The organism is Sulfitobacter maritimus, assembly GCF_013346665.1.
Classification (GTDB): Bacteria; Pseudomonadota; Alphaproteobacteria; order Rhodobacterales; family Rhodobacteraceae; genus Sulfitobacter; species Sulfitobacter maritimus.
The window spans coordinates 490925-514342 of sequence record NZ_JABVBB010000034.1; the positions used below are offsets into that span (position 1 = coordinate 490925).

At 60.2% G+C, this 23418-nt stretch carries 19 protein-coding genes and 1 riboswitch; of the genes, 15 read left to right on the forward strand and 4 right to left on the reverse strand.

Annotated elements, in window-relative coordinates; translation table 11 throughout:
• The first annotated feature begins 37 nt into the window (after positions 1-37).
• Complete coding sequence (xseA, locus tag HTT03_RS12500; protein WP_174860106.1) at positions 38-1648, forward strand: exodeoxyribonuclease VII large subunit; 1611 nt, start codon at positions 38-40, stop codon at positions 1646-1648.
• Between the two features lie 4 nt (positions 1649-1652).
• Here xseA and HTT03_RS12505 read toward each other — a convergent pair whose 3' ends face one another.
• Together HTT03_RS12505 and HTT03_RS12510 are read right to left on the reverse strand one after the other, a co-directional pair.
• A complete protein-coding gene (locus tag HTT03_RS12505; protein ID WP_174860107.1) occupies positions 1653-2042 on the reverse strand; it encodes a hypothetical protein in 390 nt (129 codons plus the stop codon).
• A 38-nt stretch (positions 2043-2080) separates the two neighbouring features.
• A complete protein-coding gene (locus HTT03_RS12510; protein ID WP_174860108.1) occupies positions 2081-3097 on the reverse strand; it encodes an alkane 1-monooxygenase in 1017 nt (338 codons plus the stop codon).
• Positions 3098-3298: 201 nt separating this feature from the next.
• On the opposite strand from HTT03_RS12510, the gene HTT03_RS12515 reads away from it, so the two are divergent.
• Together HTT03_RS12515 and ftsY are read left to right on the forward strand one after the other, a co-directional pair.
• Positions 3299-5011, forward strand: a complete 1713-nt coding sequence (locus HTT03_RS12515) for an NAD(P)H-dependent oxidoreductase subunit E (protein ID WP_174860109.1) — start codon at positions 3299-3301, stop codon at positions 5009-5011.
• A 96-nt stretch (positions 5012-5107) separates the two neighbouring features.
• On the forward strand, positions 5108-6547 hold the full coding sequence (gene ftsY, locus HTT03_RS12520) for a signal recognition particle-docking protein FtsY (RefSeq protein WP_174860110.1): 1440 nt from the start codon (positions 5108-5110) through the stop codon (positions 6545-6547).
• Between the two features lie 30 nt (positions 6548-6577).
• Here the strand turns inward: ftsY and HTT03_RS12525 are convergent, their stop codons facing one another.
• The gene (locus tag HTT03_RS12525) at positions 6578-7063 is read right to left on the reverse strand and encodes an MgtC/SapB family protein (RefSeq protein WP_174860111.1); all 486 of its coding nucleotides are present in this window, start codon (positions 7061-7063) and stop codon (positions 6578-6580) included.
• Between the two features lie 63 nt (positions 7064-7126).
• On the opposite strand from HTT03_RS12525, the gene HTT03_RS12530 reads away from it, so the two are divergent.
• The 6 genes from HTT03_RS12530 (at position 7127) to HTT03_RS12555 (ending at position 13164) form a co-directional block, all read left to right on the forward strand.
• Entirely contained in the window at positions 7127-8029 is a 903-nt protein-coding gene (locus HTT03_RS12530) for a DMT family transporter (RefSeq protein WP_174860112.1), read from the forward strand.
• 10 nt (positions 8030-8039) lie between these two features.
• Positions 8040-8645, forward strand: coding sequence for an inner membrane-spanning protein YciB (locus HTT03_RS12535; RefSeq protein ID WP_174860113.1), 606 nt, complete (start codon positions 8040-8042; stop codon positions 8643-8645).
• 56 nt (positions 8646-8701) lie between these two features.
• Positions 8702-8778: riboswitch (SAM riboswitch) on the forward strand.
• Between the two features lie 62 nt (positions 8779-8840).
• On the forward strand, positions 8841-10031 hold the full coding sequence (gene metZ, locus HTT03_RS12540) for an O-succinylhomoserine sulfhydrylase (protein ID WP_174860114.1): 1191 nt from the start codon (positions 8841-8843) through the stop codon (positions 10029-10031).
• 77 nt (positions 10032-10108) lie between these two features.
• A complete protein-coding gene (folE2, locus tag HTT03_RS12545) occupies positions 10109-11200 on the forward strand; it encodes a GTP cyclohydrolase FolE2 (protein ID WP_174860115.1) in 1092 nt (363 codons plus the stop codon).
• A gap of 184 nt (positions 11201-11384) precedes the next feature.
• Positions 11385-11633: a DUF1127 domain-containing protein gene (locus HTT03_RS12550; protein WP_174860116.1), complete on the forward strand. Its 249-nt coding sequence runs from the start codon at positions 11385-11387 to the stop codon at positions 11631-11633.
• Between the two features lie 82 nt (positions 11634-11715).
• Positions 11716-13164, forward strand: a complete 1449-nt coding sequence (locus HTT03_RS12555) for a TrkH family potassium uptake protein (protein WP_174860117.1) — start codon at positions 11716-11718, stop codon at positions 13162-13164.
• 71 nt (positions 13165-13235) lie between these two features.
• Here HTT03_RS12555 and HTT03_RS12560 read toward each other — a convergent pair whose 3' ends face one another.
• Positions 13236-15140, reverse strand: coding sequence for a serine protease (locus HTT03_RS12560; RefSeq protein WP_174860118.1), 1905 nt, complete (start codon positions 15138-15140; stop codon positions 13236-13238).
• A gap of 155 nt (positions 15141-15295) precedes the next feature.
• On the opposite strand from HTT03_RS12560, the gene HTT03_RS12565 reads away from it, so the two are divergent.
• The 6 genes from HTT03_RS12565 (at position 15296) to HTT03_RS12590 (ending at position 23411) form a co-directional block, all read left to right on the forward strand.
• Positions 15296-16243, forward strand: coding sequence for a glycine--tRNA ligase subunit alpha (locus tag HTT03_RS12565; protein ID WP_174860119.1), 948 nt, complete (start codon positions 15296-15298; stop codon positions 16241-16243).
• The gene (locus HTT03_RS12570; RefSeq protein WP_174860120.1) at positions 16240-16755 is read left to right on the forward strand and encodes a DUF6446 family protein; all 516 of its coding nucleotides are present in this window, start codon (positions 16240-16242) and stop codon (positions 16753-16755) included. Before HTT03_RS12565 ends, HTT03_RS12570 begins: the two co-directional genes overlap by 4 nt.
• An 82-nt stretch (positions 16756-16837) precedes the next feature.
• Entirely contained in the window at positions 16838-17653 is an 816-nt protein-coding gene (locus HTT03_RS12575; protein WP_246253482.1) for a DUF1206 domain-containing protein, read from the forward strand.
• 92 nt (positions 17654-17745) lie between these two features.
• Positions 17746-20022 (forward strand): glycine--tRNA ligase subunit beta, encoded by a 2277-nt coding sequence (gene glyS / locus HTT03_RS12580; RefSeq protein WP_174860121.1) that lies wholly within the window; start codon positions 17746-17748, stop codon positions 20020-20022.
• Positions 20023-20068: 46 nt separating this feature from the next.
• Positions 20069-22636: a putative PEP-binding protein gene (locus HTT03_RS12585; RefSeq protein WP_174860122.1), complete on the forward strand. Its 2568-nt coding sequence runs from the start codon at positions 20069-20071 to the stop codon at positions 22634-22636.
• Between the two features lie 130 nt (positions 22637-22766).
• Positions 22767-23411 (forward strand): cell wall hydrolase, encoded by a 645-nt coding sequence (locus HTT03_RS12590; RefSeq protein WP_174860123.1) that lies wholly within the window; start codon positions 22767-22769, stop codon positions 23409-23411.
• Positions 23412-23418 lie beyond the last annotated feature (7 nt).

Below are 23418 nucleotides of genomic sequence, written 5' to 3' on the forward strand. Positions count from 1 at the left end.
TTCTAAGTTGGGGGTCGGATAAACACAAGGACTCCTCATGGATCTGTTCGACGACCCTGCCGCCGCCGGGAACAGCCCCGAATTCACCGTGACCGAGCTTTCAGGCGCGATCAAACGGGTGATCGAGGGCGAGTTTGGCCATGTGCGGATCCGGGGCGAAGTGGGCCGGGTCAGCCGTCCGCGGTCAGGCCATATCTATCTTGATCTCAAGGACGACCGGTCGGTGATCTCGGGCGTGATCTGGAAGGGCGTATCGGGCAGGCTCGACACCCAGCCAGAAGAGGGGATGGAGGTGGTCGCCACCGGGCGGATCACCACTTTTGGCGGCCAATCAAAGTATCAAATTGTCATCGAAGACATCAAGCCAGCGGGCATGGGCGCGCTTATGGCGCTTTTGGAGAAACGCAAAGCGGCGCTGGCGGCGGAAGGGTTGTTTGCCCCCGAGCGTAAACGCCCGCTGCCGTATCTGCCCGAGATTATTGGCGTTGTAACCTCACCCTCCGGCGCGGTGATTCGCGATATCCTGCATCGGCTGCGCGACCGCTTCCCGCGCAAAGTCTTGATCTGGCCTGTCGCAGTGCAGGGCGCGAAATGCGCGCCCGAGGTGGTGCGGGCGATTGAAGGGTTCAACCGTCTGACCCCCGGCGGTGCGCTGCCACGGCCCGACCTGCTGATCGTTGCACGCGGGGGCGGCTCGGTTGAGGATCTTTGGGGGTTCAACGAAGAAACCGTTGCCCGCGCCGCTGCGAGGTCTGACATCCCGCTGATCTCGGCTGTGGGTCATGAAACGGATACGACGCTGATCGATTTTGTGTCCGACAAACGCGCCCCGACACCGACTGCGGCGGCTGAACTGGCGGTTCCGGTGCGGCATGAGCTGGCAGCTTGGCTTGACGGGCAGGGCGCAAGGATGCGTCAGGCGCTGAGCCAAGGGTTGACGCGGCGGGGCCAGCGCATGCGCGATATGGCCCGCGCCTTGCCGCGTGCGGATACCTTGCTTGAGGGACCGCGCCAGCGGCTTGATCGTGGCGGGGAGAAGCTGGCCCCTGCTCTTATTGCGGGGGTGCAGGGCCGCAGAGTAGCGCTGGCCGATATGTCTGGTGGTTTGCGGCCCGGCACCCTGCGCCGCCATCTTGATGCGGATCGGCAGCGGTTGGCAAAACTGTCGGCTCGCTTGTCCCCCGCTTGGGAGCGCAACCTTGCAGGGCAACGCGAAAGGTTTGGCCTGCGCAGTGCGCGTTTTCAGCCTCAGGTGTTGCACCGCCAAATTTCCAACCGTCGCGAACGCCTGTCCACGCGTGTGCAAAATTTCCATCCCGATGTCTTATCACGCGACATTTCTAAACAGTCCCAGCGGTTGGGGGATCTGCTCGCCCGGCTGGCGCGGGCGGGTTCTGCGGCACAAGAGCAGCGCCGCCGTCAGATCGAGGCGCTTGGCCGCACGCTTGGCACTCTGGGCTACCGCGAGACCCTTGCGCGAGGGTTTGCCGTGGTGCGCGGCGATGGCGAGGTGGTGACAGCATCCGCCGCTGCCGAAACCGCAGGCCGTCTTGAGATTGAATTCGCCGATGGTCGCTTGGAACTGGACGGAAAATCGAGTGGCGGACCCAAAGCGAAAACACCGCCCGATCAAGGTTCGCTGCTTTAGGACGTCAAACGCCGACCTCTGGCCCGAGGCATAATAGCGGGGTGTCCCCCATGTCAGCTTCATAAAGCTCGGTCTGCTGGGGATCGTTCGCGAAGCGGGCAATCAGCCCATTCGGCCCTTTGACAAAGCTCCAGCATTGCGGCTCCGGGTTGTCCTCATAGACAAAGCAGATCAGATCGTCTGCCTCATACCAGCGGCCTTCCTTGCAATGGCCGTCGAGAAAAGACCACTGAACGCGCTGATTTTCGTGATATATTTCCGCCCCATAGGGCGCGCCGCCTTGCCCATAATAGAGCGTCTGCCCGCGGGTGTAGGCATCAAACTCCGCCGCTGACATTTCGGCCAAGGCAGGCGGGGAGAGCAGCAAGCACAGGAAGGTCAGAGCAAGTCTCATGAGATCAGCCTGCCAGAAAGGACTGCGTCGCGCTAGAACTATAGGCCCATTTCCTTTTGCCAGCGGTTTACCCGCCGATCCATCACCCGCCGCCACAGGGGCGGGAAGAGTGCGATCACCGCCATGATAGGCAGCGAATAGGGCAGTTTGGGCATGTCATCAGTGACCTCCAACGTCGGAAAGGCACGTTGCGGGCGCAAGTGGTGGTCTGAATGACGCGGCGCGTTGAGCATCATCGCGGAAGAATACCACTTAGGCGCGTTCCAACTGTGTTGCGGGCCGATCGGTTCATAACGCCCATCCGAGCGCTGTCGGCGGCGCAGCCCGTAATGTTGCACATAATCCGACAGCAGCAGTTGCATCTGCGCATAGGCAGCAAGGCCGAGATAAGCTGCCAGCGTGGCCACCCCCCCGATCCCCCAAGCGCTAAGCAGGGCGAGCGCGCCGCCCGTTAGATATGCCAGATAGGGGTGGCTGAAGGTAGAGAGCTTAGTTCGCGCTCGTGCGCGGTGTGCCCTGTCTGCCTGCCATCCAGCCCGAAACTCGCCGACAGATGCCCTTAACAGGAACCGCCAAAACCCGAGGCCGCGGGGGGCGGAATTTGGATCATCTGGCGTGGCCGCTGCCGGGTGATGCACGCGCAGATGGGCCGAAACGTGATGCCCATGCAGCAAGGAGATATAGATCGCAGTGCCGATGCGTCGTGGCAGCCGCTGGCTTGCATGGATCAACTCATGCGCGTTGGAATTGCTCACTTGGCCGAGAAACAATCCCAACGCACCAAAGATCATGGCACGGTCCCAACCGCCCAGATGCGGCGCCGCGCCAATCGCCCAGACCCCGAGCGGCAACACGAAGAAATGTGCGGCAGCCAAGGCCAAGGTCAGCCCGCGCCCCGCACTGTCAGACAGCGCCAGCACCCGTCCGAGCCTGTCCATAAATGCGACATGGCCAGTGATCGACACCAGCGCCAACAAGGGCCAGACCCCGCCCCAGAGGCACGCCAGCGCGATCAAGATTGCGGGGGTTAGGCTGGCAGCGGCATACCAAAACATCTGCGTTCCTTGCACGGTTTGCGCTATAGTGACGTCCACCGACACAAAGCGAAAGCCAAAGGTCAGCACGGGTTTCAGATCTCGTCCTTCGCATCGCCGGGGGCACGCAACTCAAACATGCGAATAAGTGTCGTTTTTTGATCGCCGCCTGGGGCTTGGATAGGCTAGACAGGGCGCAAAGCGAGATACCGGGGGGGAAACATGGCGCTGGATGGTCAGGACAATGCGGCAGGCAAAGACCCGCAAAAAGGGGTTTGGAAATCTGGCAAAGGCAAAGGGCGTCATCACCCCAAGGGCCGCCAGTTGCAAGATACTGCGTGGAACGAAGTGCGCGCTCTTCTGGGGGAGGCTCCGCCACGCCGCGATCTGTTGATCGAATATCTCCATCTGCTTCAGGACAGGTTCGGCCATTTGTCCGCTCCGCATATGCGCGCGCTGGCCGAAGAGCTGCGTATTTCCATGGCCGAGGTTTATGAGGTCGCCAGTTTCTACGCCCATTTCGATTTGGTGAAAGAGGGGGAAGCCCCGCCGCCCGCGCTTACGATCCGTGTTTGCGATTCGCTGTCTTGTGAATTGGCCGGCGCGCAGGCGTTGAAAACCGCGTTAGAGGAGGGGCTTGATCCGGCTGAGGTCCGTGTGCTTCGCGCGCCCTGTATGGGGCGTTGCGATACCGCGCCGGTGTTGGAGTTGGGGCATAACCATATTGATCACGCCACCCCTGAAAAGGTACGGGCGGCGATTGCTGCAGGGGAGACCCATGCGCGTTTGCCAGACTACCAGACCTATGAAAGCTACGCGAAAGCAGGCGGTTACGCTGAGCTGCTAAAGCTGCGTGAGGGGGGCGACTGGGAAGCCGTACAGTCTCAACTTCTTGAAGCCGGGTTGCGCGGCTTGGGCGGCGCGGGCTTCCCCTCTGGCAAGAAATGGGGCTTTGTCCGCGCCAATCCGGGGCCGCGCTATTTGGCGGTGAACGGGGATGAGGGCGAGCCCGGCACATTCAAAGACCGCTGGTATCTCGAACGTACGCCGCATCTTTTCTTGGAAGGCATGTTGATCGCCGCTTGGGCGGTCGAGGCCGAAACTGTTTTCCTCTATATGCGCGATGAATATCCGGCGGTGTTGGAAATTCTGCGCCGCGAGATTGTTGCGTTGGAAGCGGCAGGCATCATAACGCCCGGCTATGTCGAACTGCGTCGCGGCGCCGGGGCTTATATCTGTGGTGAAGAGAGCGCGATGATCGAGAGTATCGAAGGCAGGCGCGGGCTGCCACGCCACCGTCCGCCCTATGTCGCGCAGGTGGGGGTCTTCGGCCGACCCACATTGGTCCATAACATCGAAACCCTGCACTGGGTGGCACGCATCTGTCGCGAGGGGCCGCAGGTGTTGAACGCGACCGAAAAGAACGGGCGCACAGGGCTGCGCAGCTATTCGGTTTCTGGTCGCGTGGCCAAGCCGGGAATGTATCTGCTGCCCGCAGGCTCGACAATTACTGACATTATCGACGCGGCAGGGGGCATGGCCGAAGGGCATCGGTTCAAGGCCTACCAGCCGGGCGGGCCATCGTCCGGGCTGTTGCCTGCCGCAATGAATGACGTGCCGCTCGACTTTGACACCCTCCAGCCGCATGGGTCTTTCATCGGTTCCGCCGCAGTGGTGGTGCTGTCAGACCAGGACAGCGCGCGGGCGGCGGCGCTCAACATGCTTCGGTTCTTTGAGGACGAAAGCTGTGGGCAATGCACGCCCTGTCGGGTCGGCTGTGAAAAGGCGGTAAAACTGATGCAGGCCGACCATTGGGATCAGGGGCTGCTGGAGGAGTTGTCCACCGCGATGGTCGATGCCTCGATCTGCGGGCTGGGGCAAGCCGCGCCGAACCCGATCCGCATGGTCATGAAGCATTTCCCTGAAGAAATCTGAACCTGCAGGCAGCGACAACGGTTTCTCTTGCGATAGGCGCGCTCTTCCATCTGGCAGAGCGAGCCTATAGATCATGTGGAAACAACGGAGGCGCCCATGGCATTCTTCACAAAGCTAAAAGATCGTTTGTTCAAATCCTCGTCCAAGATTGACGAGGGGCTGGAGGCGATTGTCAGCGACGGCGGCGCAGCAGAGGCGGAGGCCGAGGCAGCGCCTGTCGATGCGGTGATGGACAGACCGGGGCTGGCCTCGGACGTGATGCCGGACCGTCAGGAAGACAGCGGACCGATGCTGGCGGCGGAACGGACAGCACAGCCGGACCCGCAGCCGACCCCGGAACCTGCGCATCAGCCAGAACCGCAACCTGACCCCAGCCAGCCGGAGCCTACCCCGGCGCCGGACTTGCCGAACCCGGAGCCGACGCCGGAGCCTTACGAACCGCCACAAGACCCTGAACCGACACCAGAGCCGGAGCCGATCCCCCCGGTTTCCGACCCTGAGCCAACGCCAGAGCCGGACCCTGTGCCGCCCGTCCACGATCCCGGCCCTGCGCCCACACCGGTCGAGATGCCACAACCCGGCGGGCTGCGGCAGGCTATGACACCGGTCGCCCCCGATTTGACGGGGGAAGCGACTGAAACCACAACGGCCAAACCGGGTCTGCTGGGCCGCTTGATGGGGCGCACGGCCAAAACAACAGTTCGGCGGACACTGGACGATGACATGCTTGAGCAGCTCGAAGAGCTCCTCATCAGCGCCGATATGGGCGTTGATACGGCGCTGCGTGTGACGGCGAATATGGCCGAGGGACGTTTTGGCAAGAAACTCTCGGTCGAAGAGATCAAACAACTGCTCGCCACCGAGGTAGGGCGCATCATGGAGCCGGTTGCCCGACCACTGCCGATCTATTCCAAAACACCACAAGTGGTGCTGGTGGTCGGCGTGAACGGCTCTGGCAAGACCACGACGATCGGCAAACTGGCCTCTCAATTCCGCGCGGCCGGCAAGAAGGTAGTCATTGCCGCTGGCGACACGTTTCGCGCCGCGGCGGTGGAGCAATTGCAGGTCTGGGGCGAGCGCGCAGGCGTGCCGGTGCTGACCGCAGCACAGGGCAGTGACCCGGCGAGCCTTGCCTTTGATGCGATGGGCCGCGCGCAGGAAGAAGGCGCTGACCTGCTGCTGATTGACACCGCAGGCCGTTTGCAAAACCGGGGTGATCTGATGGAGGAACTGGCCAAGATCGTCCGCGTGATCCGCAAGAAAGACGAGACAGCGCCGCATAATACCCTCTTGGTCCTCGACGCCACGACGGGGCAAAACGCCGTGAATCAGGTGAAAGTGTTCCAAGAGATTTCAGATGTGAGCGGTTTGGTCATGACCAAGCTCGACGGCACTGCGAAAGGGGGCGTTTTGGTCGCCCTTGCAGACCAATTCGGCCTGCCCATTCATGCCGTGGGTGTGGGCGAGCAGATTGACGATCTCTCCCCCTTTGATCCGCAGGAATTTGCCGCCGCTTTGGTGGGTGTGGATGCCTAACGCTTTCGCCGCTTCATGCGGCTGCCTGCTTCAGTCGTGGGTCCCGAGTTTCTTTTCTACCTTTCGCAGAACGGCCAATACCGTGACCACCACAAAGGCCGTCAGACAGGCCAGCAGAATCTGCCCCGCACCGCAGGATAGGCCAATCGCCCCGGCAAGCCACATCGACGCCCCTGTAGTGATGTTGCGCACCTCACCGTTGGAGGTGAAGATGATCCCCGCTGCCAGAAAGGCCACGCCAGCCGTGACAGCTTCGATCAGACGCAATGGATCAAACCGCATCTGGTCGCCGTCGCCAAACTCCAGACTGCCCAATTCCTGCCCAATGATGATGAAAAGACAGGCCGCGATGGCCACCATGATATGGGTGCGCAGCCCCGCTGGTTTGTCCCGCCGTTCCCGCTCATATCCAACAACCCCCGCCAGAAAGGCCGCCATAAGCAGCCGCGCGGCGGCGACGGTAACGGGCACCTTTGAAAAGCTGTTGGTAAGATCGGCGATCAGGGCTTCAAACATTGAAATTCCGCGGATTAAGAAGACTTTGAAGAGTAAACTGCTCGTAGCCGGGCTGGTTCCCCAATGACCGAATGGCTATTGTCAATCGAAGGCACGCCAGCGGGCCACACGGCAGCGCTTTGGCTGGCCCTGTCGGCGGCGTTTCTTCATGCGGTTTTCGGCGCATTGCAAAAGGGGCGGCACGATCCCTGGCTCACACGCGGGGCGATTGATGCGTCCTACGGGATGATGGCAGCGCCCTTTGCACTTTTTGTTGTGCCTTGGCCAGAACCCCATATGTGGCTGATCTTTCTCGGCGCCTTTGTCATTCATGTGTTCTATAAGGTGTTGCAGGCTTGGGCCTATACGAAAGGCGCATATACCGTCGTCTATCCGGTCGTGCGCGGCACGGGCCCGCTCTTTGCGGTGGTCGGCGCCTATCTGATTTTTGATGAGAAGTTTAATCTCGTGCAATGGATGGGCGTCGGGGTCTTGCTGAGCGGGATTTTTGGATTGGCGATCTATAATCTGCGCCATCTGGTTGCTGCACGCGATACGTTGCATGCAGCGCTTGGGTTGGCGGTGGTGACGGGCTTGTTCGTGGCGCTTTACACCACATATGACGCCTACGGCATTCGTGCCACGGCTGATCCTTTCACCTTCCTCGCGTGGTTTTTTATGATCGACGGGTTGGTGATGCCGGTGATCGCTTGGCGCCGCTGGCACCGGATGGAGAACCCGCCCAAGGTTGCGCCGCTGATGTTGCGTGGCTTTGTTGGCGGGATCATTGCATTCGCCAGCTTCGGGTCGGTAATGATGGCCACGCGGCTCGACAAAGTGGGCGAGGCGGCAGTGCTGCGCGAGACGTCCACCGTCTTTGCCGCGCTGATCGGGGTGCTGGTGCTGAAAGAAACCGTCGGCCCGCGCCGCATCGCGCTGATGGCGCTGATCGCGGCCGGGGCGGTGATTGTAGAAATGGGCGGCTGAAGGAGCAGGCATGTCTGAACCAAGAGAAATCAATCCAATGCTGCGGGCAGGGTTGGAATATGGCCCGGTGCTGGCCTTCCTCGTTGCCTATCTATGGCTAAAGGATAACACCTATACCTTTGGCGGCACGCAATACGATGGCTTCATTGTCGTCACCGCGATGTTCGTGCCGCTGCTGGTGTTGGCCACTGGGGCACTTTGGGCATTAACGGGCAAGATCAGCCGAATGCAGGTGGCAACGGTGGTGCTGGTGGTGATCTTTGGAGGGCTGTCGGTCTGGCTGAACGATGACCGATTCTTTAAAATGAAACCGACGCTGATCTATGTGTTGTTCGGTGGTCTTTTGGCGGTGGGTCTGCTGCGTGGTCAATCTTATCTTAAATACGTGATGGAAGAGATGATGCCTTTGCAGGACGCAGGTTGGATGCTGTTGACCAAACGTCTGATGATCTTCTTTTTCGGTCTGGCGCTGGCAAACGAGCTGATCTGGCGGTTTTTCTCAACCGATACATGGGTTTACTTCAAGACGTTCGGCCTTACGGCGGCGATTTTCGTTTTCTTTATGGCGCAGGGCAAGCTGTTCGAAGCCTACGGGGAGAAGAAAGACCAAGGGTGAGTGGGGCAATGGCCCCCGGTCGCGAAGTTATTGACCTGCACGGCGCAGCGGCGTAATTCACGCCGCGTGGCGATTTGTTACCGGATTGTGGGCCACGTAAAACATGCCGCTAAAAGGTCAGGATGAAAGACCCCTTTCGCTTGGCCGCGTCTGGGGTTTTTTATTGCCCGCATGATCGGGCCGAAGGGAAGAAATATGAGCAAAGATCGGCATCCGCGCACCCAAGCGATCCACGCAGGCACACGCCGCAGCCAATATGGCGAGGTCAGCGAAGCGATCTTCATGACCCAAGGGTTTGTCTATGACAGCGCCGAACAGGCCGAGGCCCGCTTTGAAGAGATTGGCCCGGATGAGTTCATCTACGCCCGCTACGGCAATCCAACAGTCGCGATGTTCGAAGAGCGTATTGCCACGTTGGAAGGGGCGGAGGACGCCTTTGCCACGGCCAGCGGCATGGCAGCGGTGTCCGGCGCGCTGATCTCAATGCTCAAGGCCGGCGATCACGTCGTCTCGGCCCGTGCGCTTTTTGGCTCCTGTATTTATGTGCTCGAAGAAATCTTGGGCCGCTACGGGGTCGAGGTGACCTTTGTGGACGGCAGCGATCTGGATGCGTGGGAGGCAGCAATCCGCGAAGACACGCGCGCGGTCTTTTTTGAATCCGTCGCCAATCCGACGCTTGAGGTCATCGACATCGAAGCCGTCGCTAAACTTGCCCATGCCAAAGGCGCTTTGGTCGTGGTCGACAATGTGTTCGCCACGCCCGTGTTCTCCCGCGCGATTGCGCAGGGCGCAGATGTTGTTGTCTATTCGGCCACCAAACATATCGACGGGCAGGGACGTGCTTTGGGCGGTGTGGTGCTTGGCAGCCGTGATTTTATCCGCGGCACGCTTGAGCCCTATATGAAACACACTGGCGGTTCGATGAGCCCCTTCACCGCTTGGGTGATGCTCAAAGGGCTTGAGACCATTGATCTGCGGGTGCGCGCTCAAGCCGCCAGTGCGCAGGCGCTGGCCGAAGCGTTGGAGGGGCATGCCGCCCTGTCGCGGGTGATCTATCCCGGTCTGCCGGGGCATCCGCAGTCTGCCCTGGCCGCGCGTCAAATGGGGGCAGGCGGCACCGTGCTGTCGCTTGACCTTAACGGCGGCAAAGCAGCAGCCTTTGCATTTCTTAACGCGATCAAAGTTGGGGTCATCTCGAACAATCTGGGCGATGCCAAAACCATCCTGACCCATCCCGCAACCACAACCCATCAGCGCCTTCCGCAAGAGACAAAGGACCTTTTAGGCATCACCCCCGGACTGATCCGGGTCAGTGTCGGGCTTGAACATGTCTCTGATTTGGAGGCCGATCTGCTTCAGGCACTGAGTGCCGCCGACCAAGGCTAAAATGATATGGCAGGGCCCCGGTGGCTTTTCACCGACCTGCGTCTTACTATAAAGACGTTCTAGGGAAGGGCCGTGCCATGAATATAGTGACAGATCTGTCCGATGCACCTGACAAGGATGCCGCAAAAGCGGCGCTGGCAACGCTGCGCGCTTGGGCGGCAAACGCGACCCCGGCAGACATTGCCAAGCTCGACCCCGCCATGGCTCGCCTGCTGAATGCGCCCGATTACCCAACGCTCAGCCGCGCCTATCCAGCCGATTTCGCGGCCGGCGCAAATTATATGGCCACGCTGCCCGACCTGCAAAATGGCCCGGCCAGCCTGATCCGCGGCGCGCAGCAGTTGATCCAACACGTCGGCATTTCCAACTTCCGCCTGCCAATCCGCTACCGCAGCCGCGAAGGCGGCGATTTGCAGCTTGAGACTTCAGTCACGGGGTCGGTGTCTTTGGATGCGGAAAAGAAGGGCATTAACATGTCCCGCATCATGCGCAGCTTTTACCGACACGCCGAAGCTACCTTTAGCTTTGCGGTGATCGAAGCGGCGCTGGACGATTATAAGGCGGACCTTGAAAGCCTCGACGCGCGGATTCAGATGCGGTTCTCATTTCCGATGAAGATCGGCAGCCTACGCTCTGGCCTTACCGGCTATCAGTATTACGACATCGCGCTTGAGTTGGTTGAGCAGGACGGCAAGCGCAAGAAGATCATACATCTCGATTATGTCTATTCCAGCACCTGCCCATGTTCGCTGGAACTCAGCGAACATGCACGTCAAACCCGCGGCCAATTGGCCACCCCACATTCGCAACGGTCTGTGGCCCGGATTTCGGTCGAGACATTGGACGCAGGCGATTGTCTCTGGTTCGAAGACCTGATCGACCTCTGTCGCCGCGCGGTGCCGACCGAGACACAGGTGATGGTCAAACGCGAAGACGAACAAGCCTTTGCCGAGCTCAACGCCGCTAACCCAATCTTCGTGGAAGATGCGGCGCGGCTGTTCTGTGAACAGTTGCTGGCCGAAGACCGTGTCGGAGATTTCCGCATTGTCGCCAGTCACCAGGAAAGCCTGCACAGTCACGACGCGATCAGCATTTTGACTCAAGGCGATACATTCGCCGCTGAAAGCATCGACCCCAAACTGTTTAACACCCTGTTCCACGTGGGCTAAACCGCCCCATTCTCTCCGTTTAAAAATACTTCGGGGTCCGGGGTTGGCCCCCGGGCATCGGCACATATAGGCCACGCAGCCCTGCAAGCCACGCCCAGCCGCTATGCAGAAACGTCGGTTCTGCTGCGGCGCAGCATTGCCTATCTACTGGTCATCGAAACACTGGAATTGCAAAGGCAATCAGATGACTTACCAGAGCACCGCTCATCCCGCCCACCCCGTCTTGCTGACCGATATCCTGCGCCGTGCGGCCGCTGGTCTGCGCCGCTTTTTCGTAGGGATTGGCCATGGCATTATGACGGGCTCGACCGCAAATCTCCGCTACGAGCAGGTGCAACGCCTGCAAGCCAAGACCGATGCCGAATTGGCCGAGCTTGGCATCGAGCGCGACCAAATCGTACACGAAGTGTTCAAAGACCTTTACTATATCTAAACCTGCCACGGGTGCCGGGCAAATGACGCCCTGCACCCGTCGCCGCTTGACAGCGGCGAGCGGCCAAGCCAACGCTGCGCGAATGTTGGATATACGACCAGTCGGATATGTCGTGGGCCTTTTGGTCGCAGTGCTCGGCTTTGCCATGATCGTGCCGATTCTCGTTGATCTGGCCGAGGGGCGCGGGCAGTGGTGGGTCTTTGTCGAAAGCGCCGTCATCACCACGCTCAGCGGCGGCATGATCGCTCTGGCCAGCGCCAATGGCGTGCGCCAAGGGCTGACGATACAGCAGACTTTCATGCTGACCACCGGCGTTTGGCTGATGCTGCCGTTGTTTGGCGCGATCCCCTTCATCCTTGGCGCGACAGACGCCAGCGTGACCGACGCGGTGTTCGAGGCCATGTCGGGTTTGACCACCACCGGCTCTACCGTGCTGACGGGGCTGGACGCATTGCCCAAAGGGCTGCTCATCTGGCGCGGTATCCTGCAATGGCTCGGCGGGATCGGCATTATCGTTGTGGCCATGGTGTTCCTGCCCGAACTGCGGGTCGGGGGGATGCAGATTTTCAAATCCGAGTCCTTTGACACATTCGGCAAGATCCTTCCGCGTGCCGGCCAAATCGCCACGCAAATCTCGGTGATCTATGTGTGGCTGACCTTGGCCTGTGTGCTGAGCTATCTTGCCCTGGGAATGAGCGCTTTTGATGCGACAGTTCACGCGCTTACCACTGTTTCAACGGGGGGGTTCTCAAACTATGACGCCTCTTTCGCGACGTTCTCTGGCCCGGCTGAATATGTCGCAAGCCTCTTCATGATCCTCGCGGCGCTGCCTTTCGTGCGCTATGTGCAGTTGATCAACGGCAACCCGGTGGCGCTGCACCGTGATCCTCAGGTGCGGGGCTTTCTTATAACATTGGCGGTGCTGGTCGGCGTGGGCTTCATAATGCTACGCGCTGTCTTTAGCTATGATGCGGAACAGATGTTGCGCGAGGCTTTGTTTAACGTCACCTCGATCATCTCAGGAACCGGATATGCCTCGGCGGACTATATGCTATGGGGACCGTTTGCCGTGGCCCTGTTCTTTTTCATCGGTCTGATCGGGGGCTGCGCGGGCTCGACCACCTGTTCGATCAAGGTGTTCCGCTATCAACTGTTGTTTGCTTCGATCCGCGCCCAGCTACGTCGCATCCGCTCGCCTCATGGCGTTTTCACCCCGCGCTACGATGGCCGCCCAGTAGGGGCGGATGTTCTAAGTTCGGTGATGTCGTTCTTCATGTTTTTCATTGTGTCTTTGGGGCTGATCTCAGTCGCGCTGAGCCTCACAGGCCTTGATTTTGTCACCTCGATTTCCGGCGCCGCGGCTGCATTGGCGAATATCGGGCCGGGCCTTGGTCCGATCATTGGACCGGCGGGCAATTTCGGCAGTCTGAACGACACAGCAAAATGGATATTGATCGCAGCCATGTTGATCGGGCGGCTCGAATTGTTGGCTGTCTATGTCATGTTCACTTCAAAGTTTTGGCGCGCCTGACAGGGTGGGGGCAAAAAAAAGGGCAGCACCCAAGATGCCGCCCCTTTCATTTGGATTGGTCTGACTGCAGATCACTCCCAGCAGCTAACCAGCACGGTCATGCCCTGTGCCTGCAACGTCAGATCTCGTGGCGCGATTGCGGTGCCGGTGCTTGACGTCGTTGCAATGCTCACTCCTGCGTCTTGAGCGGCATCGCGAATGACAGAGGCATCCAGCGCAAAGCTAACGTCAGACGGAAGCTTCCGGTCGCCCTCAGCCCGGGGCAGAAGCATTCCCACGATATGCCCCGCCTCGTCAAAGACCGGACCACCCGCATCGCCGGGCTGCGCTTTCAACTTCAAGCGCGTCAGACTGTCCTCACCGTTCAGCCCTTTCAGATCAGACAGGGAGCCAAAGGTCAGCGTCGCCGCGCTCAACACGCCGCCGTAGGAATAGCCCGCGACCGAGACTTCGGACTGCAAGCGCGGAGCCTGAGCACTGAATTGCGCCACGGCCAAGGGTGCCAGTGTGCTGGTTGGTTTCAATAGGGCGATACCGCTATCTTTGTCTGAGACCACGACCTGCGCTTCGGTGTCTTCGTCCAGCGTCACGCGGTTGCAGGCCCCCACGACTTCGTTGGTCGTGGCCACAGTGCCTTTGTCATCCACAAAGAACCCACTGCGGGCGATCTTGGGCTGGCGAATTTGCAGCCCGGCGACAAGGTCGATCGCCTGTGCATCGCTGTTGCCCGCGGCCGGGTCCAGAACGCCGGGCAGGCGGGTCAGGCTCTTCGACATCTCTGCCACCACGCGGCGGCGGCGGTCTTCGTCACCAGCGGGCCAGATGAGGGTAAAACCCTTGATCTGACCGTTCTCTAGCGAGACCTGCGTTTGGCTAACGATGCTGCCGTTCTCTCCGATCAGTTCAAAGGAATCCCGGCTGCGTTCACGCGGCCCTTCCAGCGGTACGATTTCGAGCGTCTGCATGATGTCGTAAAGACCATAGAGCGTATCACGGTCGCCCGGTTGGCTGATCAGCAGCACCCGCGCGCCGATATTTCCGCTGGCATCGTAATGGGCAAAGGGTGGCTCATACCGGGCGAAAGCGACTTCGGCTGTGGGCATCATGATCTCGATCCCGGCCTTTTCGTCCCGCACGGTTTGCAGACCCAGGCCGTCGAGCACGGCGTTGTACTGTGCCAGCAGCGCGGCGCGTTGGCGGGTGGTCAAGACGCCGGTGCCTTCATATCCGTTCGCCTCTTGCCACGCCGCCATAGAGGCGCGCGTGCCACGGCCAAAGGCACCGTCGATGCCCGCCTCATAGAAACCTGCCCATTTCAGAGCGATCTGCAAGTCGCGGCGTGCTTGGGCGTCGAGGGCACGCTCAGACTGACGCGCTTCCGCAAGGGTCTCTTCGGGAACCACTGGCTCTGTCGGGGTCTCTGGCTCGGCAGGGGCTTCTGGCTGTGTCGCTGCTTCAAGCTCAGCCGCCAGTTCGGCGACTTCGGCTTCACTCGCGTCTGTGGGGCTCGAAGTTGCGGGATCGAGAGGGGCGGTGGTCACTTCTGGTGTCTCGCTTCCCGAAGCCGCTTCCTCGCCTTCCTGTTCGCCCACTGTCTCGGGTGCTTCAATCACGCCCGTTTCGAGCACATTAGCGCCCACCGGCCAGAATTGCTGACGAAAGCGGCTGGACTGTTGGATGAAGCTGTCGGTCGGTACGAGGCCATCGCGCACGTAAGACCTGCGCACCAGTTGCGCATCAGCGCGGCGGTAGGGACCAACGGCAATGCCATACCACCCACCGCCCAGTGAAAAGCCGCTAACGTCATCCAGTAACGTGTCATAGGCGCGGGCACGATCCATCGCATCGGCCAAAGACGGCAGCGCTTCGATCTGCACCCAAACGATATCCTCGGCCGATTGCGCCCGAGCAAAACCTGTCATGAGCAGGCTCAAGCCTAGGAAGATTGCCACGGGGGCAAAAAGAAGTCGCTTCATCGTCACTTAACTCTCGCAAAACCAAATCCGGAGCAGACTACGCCAGAAAGCAGCGCAAATGCCATGAGAAACGGGTTGGAAATCTCACAAAGCTGCGATTGACCCCCCGCGCCAGCAGCCGTAGGAATGGCGCGCATCATCAAGGGGCAAGTGCCATGTCTGACGCCGCGCAAAAACCACGTTCTTTTCAAGAGATCATCCTTGCCTTGCAGGGCTACTGGGCGCGGCAGGGCTGTGCTGTGTTGCAGCCCTACGACATGGAAGTGGGCGCGGGGACATTCCACCCGGCAACGACACTGCGTAGTCTGGGCAGCCAGCCTTGGGCGGCGGCCTACGTTCAGCCTTCGCGCCGCCCGACTGACGGGCGTTACGGTGAGAACCCCAACCGTTTGCAGCACTACTATCAGTACCAAGTGCTGATCAAACCCAGCCCGCCCAACTTGCAAGAGCTTTACCTTGGCTCGCTGGAGGCCATCGGCATTGACATGGCGCTGCATGACATTCGCTTTGTTGAGGACGACTGGGAGAGCCCGACCTTGGGCGCATGGGGTCTGGGCTGGGAGGTCTGGTGTGACGGTATGGAAGTCTCGCAGTTCACCTATTTCCAACAGGTCGGCGGCCATGACTGCCACCCGGTCTCGGGCGAGCTGACCTATGGGTTGGAGCGTTTGGCGATGTATGTGCTGGGCGTCGATCACGTCATGGACATGCCGTTCAACAGCCCCGATGCGCCGATCCCGCTGACCTATGGCGATGTGTTCAAACAGACCGAAGAAGAATTCGCGCGCTGGAACTTTGACACGGCGAACACTGACGTGCTGCTCGATCAGTTCAACGAGGCTGAGACGCATTGTAAGTTCATCCTTGAGCAGCCTGCCGAAGACCCCAAAACGGGCAAGCGCATCGTCATGGCGCATCCGGCCTATGACCAATGCATCAAGGCGAGCCATATCTTTAACCTGCTCGACGCCCGCGGCGTGATCTCTGTCACCGAACGGCAGGCCTATATCGGGCGGGTGCGGGCCTTGGCCAAACAATGCGCTGACGCTTTCGTGCAGACCCGCGCAGGCGGTTGGACACCGGAGCAGGACAGCGCGACATGAACGGCAAGATCGTCGGCGGCGTGATCCTCGCCTGCGCGGTGATCGCCGGAGCCGCGCTCTATTATTTACAGATCTACGGGTTCTACCGTGAGGTTCCGGACACGCAGGTCACGCTCGTCTCCCTGACGTCGCAAGACCCCGAAGAGATCGCGGTGCGTAACCTACAGGCCATCGACGCCGACAGTTCGCCGATCCGGTTTCGCGCCTGTTTCGAGACGGACATGAGCCTCGCCATGGCGATCGAGACCTATGAGATGACCGACCACACAGACCCACGCAACGCGCCGGGCTGGTTCGATTGTTTCGACGCCGCCGCACTTGGGTCCGAGATCAAGGCAGGCACCGCGCTGACCTTCCTTGGCGGAAAGAATGTGCATTACGGCGTTGACCGGATTGTGGCGCTCACCGACGATGGGCGCGGCTATATCTGGCACGAGTTGAACGACTGCGGTGAGAAATCTTATGACGGCACAGTCGTAGGCGAGGCTTGCCCGGAGCTGCCCGCGAACTGACCCGGCGAAAGCCTTTGACGACATTCGCGCGGAACCTTTTGCCACTGCCGAACGCTTGTCCCCGAATGAAACGGGGGCGAGCATGTCAGAAAAAACACATGAAGGACTGAAATGGGTGATGCGCGCGGGCTATGGTTCGCGCGGGGTGATCTACACGCTCATTGGCGGTCTGGCAATTTTGGCGGCTGTCAAATCAACTCAGGCCTCCGGCACGAAAGACGCCTTGGCCGCGCTGCGCGACGAGCCATATGGCGTCCCCGCATTATTCGCCATTGGGATCGGGCTTTTGGCCTATTTGGTCTGGCGGGTGACTGCGGGCGTCAAGGATGTTGAGGATGAGGGGACCGATCCGAAAGGGCTGATCGCGCGACTGGGGCAGATCACCACCGGTCTGATCCACGGCGGTATCGGCGTGTCGGTTCTGGCGCTGGCGATGAGCGGTAAGAACAGCGGCGGGGATTCTGCCAAAGACTGGACGCAAAAGCTTATGTCGATGCCCATGGGCCGCTATATCGTGGCGGCTATTGCGCTGATCCTGCTCGGCGCGGGCATTTACTACGCCTACAAAGGCTGGAGCGGGAAATACAAAGGGCATCTGGCCCGCACACAGTTTACCGAAAGCATTGATCCGGTTCTGACCATCGGTCTTGTGGTTTATGGCATGATGATGGCTCTGGTGGCCGGGTCGCTTGGCTATGCGGCACTCACGTCAAATCCTGAGCAGGCGGGCGGTTTGGGCGAAGCCCTGCAATCGCTCCGCAGCGTGGCCTATGGGCGGTTCTTGTTAGGCGGTGCGGGGCTGGGACTGATTGGCTTTGCAATTTATAACTTCGTCGAAGCAGGATACCGCGTTGTGCCGAAGTTCTCGGACCCCGATATACGCACCCTGTTGGACTAAACCCGCGCTGAGGGGGGTAGACCCTCGGCCCCCCGCCCGTTATCCAAGCCCCCGATGAGACGCCGCCCTGCGGCAAGAATTGGGGGCCGCCCGTGCCAGATCTGCTGATTGAACTTTTCTCCGAAGAAATCCCTGCGCGGATGCAGAAACGCGCGGGCGAAGACCTGCAAAAGCTGGTGACCAATGGTCTGGTCGACGCTGGTCTGACCTATGGCTCCGCCGCCGTTTTCACCACGCCGCGCCGTTTGACGCTGGCGCTTGGCGATATGCTCGCCGCCAGCCCGCGTCAGGTGGAAGAGCGTAAAGGCCCGAAAGCCGATGCGCCGGAGAAAGCGATTGAGGGGTTCTTGCGCGGGGCTGGGCTGACCCGGGACCAGTTGGAAGAACGCGATACGCCCAAAGGCAAGATCCTTTTTGCCAAGATTGAAAAACCGGGTCGTCCGGCGGCTGAGATCGTCGCCGAGGTGCTGGAACAGACCATCCGCAATTTCCCATGGCCGAAATCGATGCGGTGGGGCGCGGGCAATCTGAAATGGGTCCGTCCGCTGCATTCGATCCTGTGCATCATCAGTGATGAAGCCGGGGCCGAGGTTGTGCCGTTGACCGTCGATGGCATCACCGCTGGCAACACAACGCGCGGGCATCGTTTCCTCGCACCGGATGAGATCGAAGTCACGGGTTTCGAGGACTACCAAGCCAAACTCGCCCGCGCTTCGGTCGTGCTCGATCCCGCCTCACGCGCTGATACGATCTGGCATGACGCGACAAATGTGGCCTTCGCGGCGGGGCTGGAAGTTGTCGAAGACGCAGGCCTTCTGGCCGAGGTTGCGGGCCTTGTGGAATACCCGGTCGTGCTAATGGGCCGCATTGGCAAGGATTTCCTCGGTCTGCCGCCCGAGGTGCTGCAAACCTCAATGAAAGAGCATCAGAAGTTCTTTTCGGTCCGCAACCCAAAGTCGGGCCAGATTGAGCGTTTTATCACCGTCGCCAACCGCACCACCGCCGACGAGGGTACCACGATCCTCGCGGGCAATGAAAAGGTGCTTGGCGCACGCCTGTCAGATGCGAAATTCTTTTGGGACAATGACCTGCGCACCGTGACCGCAGAGGGCGGCATGGAGACTTGGGTCAAGGCGCTCGAAAACGTCACATTCCATAACAAGCTTGGCACACAGGCCGAGTTGATCGACCGCATGGCAACCCTATCGCATGAACTCGCCCCGTTGGTGGGAGCCGATGCCGATGAGGCCGAACAGGCCGCACGGGTGGCCAAGGCCGATCTGAGTTCCGAGATGGTCTATGAGTTCCCCGAATTGCAGGGCCTGATGGGCAGCTACTACGCGCGCAAGGCCGGGTTGTCGGATGCCGTGGCGGACGCAGCCAAAGATCACTACGCGCCGCTGGGGCCGTCTGATGATGTGCCGACAGCGCCGGTATCGATTGCCGTGGCACTGGCCGAGAAGATCGACAAACTGACCGGGTTTTGGGCGATTGATGAAAAGCCGACGGGGAGTAAAGACCCCTTTGCGCTGCGCCGTGCGGCTCTGGGTGTGATCCGGATTTTGGTGGAGAATGATCTGAACATCAGTGGCTTGAGCGCTCTACAGATTTCATATGCCGCTCTTATCAACTCGCAACTAGATGCTGATCGAGCTAATATCTTGGTCGGAGATGTTGATGGCACTGAGCTTTGGAGCCGCGGTTCTCATGTTACTTTGGACGACGGAGAGACTGCCCGGCGAAACGACAGCGAAATCGCTCAAGCAATAGAGCAGGGCGAGATAATTTTCACGGATGGTTCAGCTGATCATGGATCAAGAATTGCACTTCCAAATGAGTTTGCGTCTTCTGTCCTCTCCTTCATCCACGACCGCCTCAAAGTCTACCTCCGCGACCAAGGTATCCGCCACGACGTCATCGACGCCTGCATCGCCATGGAAGGCAGTGACGACCTGACCCTCTTGGTCAAACGCGCGCGCGCCCTGTCGGAGACGCTGAAAACCGACGATGGCGAGAACCTTATCCAAGGCTTCAAACGCGCCAACAACATTCTCAGCCAAGCCGAAGAGGCCGATGGCGTGGAATACTCCTTTGGTGCCGATCCGAAGTTCGCCGAAACCGACGCGGAGAAAGACCTCTTCGCCGCGCTCGACAAGGCCGAGGCTAAGATCACCCCGGCGATGGCGGCGCAGGATTTCTCCACCGCCATGGCGGGCATGGCCGAATTGCGCGGGCCGATCGACGCCTTCTTTGAGACGGTGCAGGTCAACGCCGACAACCCGACCGTGCGGCGCAACCGGCTCAATCTGCTCAGCCGCATCCGTACGATCTGTAGCGCGGTCGCTGATCTGACCAAGCTCGACGGGTGAACCAGGCAGGGGGGCAAGATCACTTGCCCCTTCTGCCTTAACCCCTATGCTGCATCCGAACGTAGAAGGTGCCGCAGTGCAGAATGATCCGAACACAACGCTGGTGACCCCCACCGCGCCGATTGCTAATGACACACACGGCGGGCGCGCGAAATGTCTGCAACGTCTGGTGCGGCTTGATCTGCCAGTGCCGCGTACGGTGGCACTGTCCTTTGATGCTGTGCAGCAAATTGCACGGGGGCAAATGCCCGATGTGCAGGCGGTGGTTGATCAATTCCCCGACGGTGCGCTCCTTTGTGTGCGCCCTTCCAGCCAAGACCCCGATTGGGGCGGGCCAGGGGCGGTGCTGAACATCGGTATCAATGATGCGTTGTTTGAACACTACGCCAAGACCATCGGTGAGGGGCCAGCGGCGGCGCTATATTCGCGTTTCGTGCAGTCCTATGCGGTGAATGTCGCCCGGCTTGATCCGGATATGTTTGACGAGGTCAATGGCGACGGACGCGCAGCGCTCATGGCGTCACTCCGCGCCTATGAAGCCGAAACAGAAGAGCGTTTTCCCCAAGACCCGGCGACGCAATTGGCTGCTGTGTTGCGGTCTATGGCGCGGGCGTGGAATGGCACCTCGGCGCGGCTTTTGCGGCAGGCCAAAGGCGCACCAGCAGATGCGGGGCTGGGCCTCGTGGTTCAGCAAATGGCCTTTGGTGTGGGGCAGGGGCAATGCGGCTCTGGCGTGCTGCAACTGGTAGACAGCGACACCGGCCTGCCGCAGATCACCGGGCGTTACCTGAGCCAGAGCCAAGGCCGGGATGCGTTGGAAGGCGATGCGGCCGCGATGTATTTGACCCGCGACCCGCGCGGCCCGTCGCTCGAAGAACTGGTCCCTGAAGCCTTTGCGACCCTGAAAGAACACGCGGCCCTGATGCGCAAACGCCTTCGGGCAGAGATGCAGGTTGAGTTTGTCATTGAAAATGGCAACCTTCACATACTGGACGGTGTGAAAGTCGCGCGGTCCTCGCGTGCTTCGGTGCGGATCGCGGTGGCGCTGGCGGATGAGGGCATCATCAGCCGTGAGGAAGCTTTGATGCGGGTTCAGCCCCGCACGCTGTCAGAACTGTTGCACCGTCAGGTCGCGCCGAATGCCAAACGCGACGTCATCGGTAGCGGCATCGCTGCCAGCCCCGGCGCGGCGACGGGCCGGATTGTATTTTCAGCGAACGATGCACAGGCCAGCGCCGCGCGGGGAGAGGCCTGTATCCTTGTGCGACGCGAGACCACGCCAGAGGATATTCGCGGGATGCACGCCGCCCGCGCCGTGCTAACCGAACGCGGCGGGATCACCAGCCATGCGGCAGTGATCGGGCGCGGCATGGGGCTGCCCTGCGTGGTCGGCGCGTCGAACATGCGTTTCATCGTCTCACAAGGGCAGGTCATCGCACCAGACGGACGGGTCTTTTCGTCGGGGGATCAGGTCACCGTCGATGGCTCGACCGGTCAGGTGTTAGCTGGTGCGCCAGAGATGCAGGAGGCCGCGCTCGACGATACCTTTAACCGTTTGATGGAATGGGCTGAGGAAGTTGCTGACATCGGCATCCGCGCCAATGCCGACACGCCTACTGACGCGCAGACCGCGCGAAACTTCAACGCCCACGGCATCGGTCTGTGCCGGACGGAGCATATGTTCTTTGAACCGGGTCGGCTAACGGTGATGCGCGAGATGATCTTTGCCGAAAGTGGCGAGGACCGACGCGCCGTGCTAGAGCGTCTCTTGCCGATGCAGCGCAAGGACTTCACGCAGCTGTTCCGCATTATGCAAGGCCAGCCTGTCTGCATCCGCCTTTTTGATCCGCCGCTGCACGAGTTCCTCCCCTCGGACAAACCCGGCCAACGTGAATTGGCCGAGGCGCTCGGGTTGAAAATGTCTGACGTGACCCGGCGTGTCTCTGCGATGACGGAATACAACCCGATGCTGGGCCTCCGTGGCGTGCGGTTGGGGGTCACCGTGCCGGAAATCTACGAAATGCAGGCGCGGGCGATCTTTGAAGCGACAATTGAGGCCAGCCGCGACGGGGAGCCGGTGGTGCCGGAGATCATGATCCCGCTGGTCAGCGCCCGACGTGAAGTGGAACTGGTGAAGGCCAGTGTTGATGCCGTGGCCGCTGCCGTGCGCAGTGAGCGGGATGCAAGCTTTACCTACCGGCTTGGCGTGATGGTCGAGACACCGCGTGCTTGTCTACGGGCGGCGGATATTGCGCCGCATTCGGCTTTCCTGAGTTTCGGGACCAACGATTTGACGCAAATGACCTATGGGCTGTCACGCGATGATGCCGGGCGTTTTATGTCGAACTACGTGCAGCAAGGGGTCTATCCCGAAGATCCGTTCCACGTGCTCGACACCGATGGGGTCGGCGAATTGCTCCAACTCGGTGCTGAAAGAGGTCGCAAAGCGCAGCCGGGAATCACCCTTTCGATCTGCGGAGAGCATGGCGGCAACCCGGAATCGATCGCATTTTGCCGCGAATCGGGCTTCGATTACGTTTCCTGCTCGCCATTTCGCGTTCCCGTCGCACGATTGGCAGCCGCTCAGCTCGCGATTTCCCACAAGATCGGGTAGCGGCGGCGGACTGCGGCCCAACTTATACCATAATTCGGCGAGTTTCTGCACATAATGCCCAGCTGGCTTTACCGGCGGGAACCTTTTGGCTATCCGCCCCCCAAGCCACAACAATGATGCGAGGCGCATAATGCGTTCTATCTGTTCGATTTCTCTTGCGCTTTCTCTTGCGCTTTCTGCTAGCCTGCCGATTGCTGCCTCGGCCAACTCTGAGAGCGCGAGCGATCTTGCGCAGATCGAAATTCAAGGTCTCAAAGCCGCCGGTGCGAGCCGGTTGAACGAAATGGTCGCGCAGCCGGTCTCTGCCAGCGCGAGCGAAGTGAAATATTCCACATCCTGGATCGACAGCCAGCCCAAGGCAGAAGGCAGCGCCGAATTCCGTTGCCTCGCTGAAGCGCTTTATTTTGAGGCACGCGGCGAGTCGGTCAAAGGCCAGTTTGCCGTTGCCGAAGTCATTATGAACCGCGTGAAATCTGCCCGCTTCCCCGGCACGCTCTGCGGTGTCATCAATCAGGGGACCGGTCGCAAGTACCAGTGCCAGTTCACCTATACCTGTGACGGTCACAAAGAAGTGGTGAATGAGCCGCGGGCTTGGGCGCGTGTGGCCAAAGTGGCCCGTGCCATTATTGATGGGACTGCGCCGAAGCTGACCAATGGGGCGACCCATTATCACACAACGGCTGTGAACCCGAAATGGGCCCGCGTCTATACCAAGACTGCCCGCATTGGCGACCATCTCTTCTATCGTCACACTTGGAAAACCGCGTCGAAGTGATTTTGCA

Coding starts and splice junctions, on each gene's coding strand:
- xseA (WP_174860106.1), top strand. CDS start 38: ATGGATCTGTTCGACGACCCTGCCGCCGCCGGGAACAGCCCCGAATTC.
- HTT03_RS12505 (WP_174860107.1), bottom strand. CDS start 2,042: ATGAGACTTGCTCTGACCTTCCTGTGCTTGCTGCTCTCCCCGCCTGCC.
- HTT03_RS12510 (WP_174860108.1), bottom strand. CDS start 3,097: ATGTTTTGGTATGCCGCTGCCAGCCTAACCCCCGCAATCTTGATCGCG.
- HTT03_RS12515 (WP_174860109.1), top strand. CDS start 3,299: ATGGCGCTGGATGGTCAGGACAATGCGGCAGGCAAAGACCCGCAAAAA.
- ftsY (WP_174860110.1), top strand. CDS start 5,108: ATGGCATTCTTCACAAAGCTAAAAGATCGTTTGTTCAAATCCTCGTCC.
- HTT03_RS12525 (WP_174860111.1), bottom strand. CDS start 7,063: ATGTTTGAAGCCCTGATCGCCGATCTTACCAACAGCTTTTCAAAGGTG.
- HTT03_RS12530 (WP_174860112.1), top strand. CDS start 7,127: ATGACCGAATGGCTATTGTCAATCGAAGGCACGCCAGCGGGCCACACG.
- HTT03_RS12535 (WP_174860113.1), top strand. CDS start 8,040: ATGTCTGAACCAAGAGAAATCAATCCAATGCTGCGGGCAGGGTTGGAA.
- metZ (WP_174860114.1), top strand. CDS start 8,841: ATGAGCAAAGATCGGCATCCGCGCACCCAAGCGATCCACGCAGGCACA.
- folE2 (WP_174860115.1), top strand. CDS start 10,109: ATGAATATAGTGACAGATCTGTCCGATGCACCTGACAAGGATGCCGCA.
- HTT03_RS12550 (WP_174860116.1), top strand. CDS start 11,385: ATGACTTACCAGAGCACCGCTCATCCCGCCCACCCCGTCTTGCTGACC.
- HTT03_RS12555 (WP_174860117.1), top strand. CDS start 11,716: ATGTTGGATATACGACCAGTCGGATATGTCGTGGGCCTTTTGGTCGCA.
- HTT03_RS12560 (WP_174860118.1), bottom strand. CDS start 15,140: ATGAAGCGACTTCTTTTTGCCCCCGTGGCAATCTTCCTAGGCTTGAGC.
- HTT03_RS12565 (WP_174860119.1), top strand. CDS start 15,296: ATGTCTGACGCCGCGCAAAAACCACGTTCTTTTCAAGAGATCATCCTT.
- HTT03_RS12570 (WP_174860120.1), top strand. CDS start 16,240: ATGAACGGCAAGATCGTCGGCGGCGTGATCCTCGCCTGCGCGGTGATC.
- HTT03_RS12575 (WP_246253482.1), top strand. CDS start 16,838: ATGTCAGAAAAAACACATGAAGGACTGAAATGGGTGATGCGCGCGGGC.
- HTT03_RS12585 (WP_174860122.1), top strand. CDS start 20,069: ATGCTGCATCCGAACGTAGAAGGTGCCGCAGTGCAGAATGATCCGAAC.
- HTT03_RS12590 (WP_174860123.1), top strand. CDS start 22,767: ATGCGTTCTATCTGTTCGATTTCTCTTGCGCTTTCTCTTGCGCTTTCT.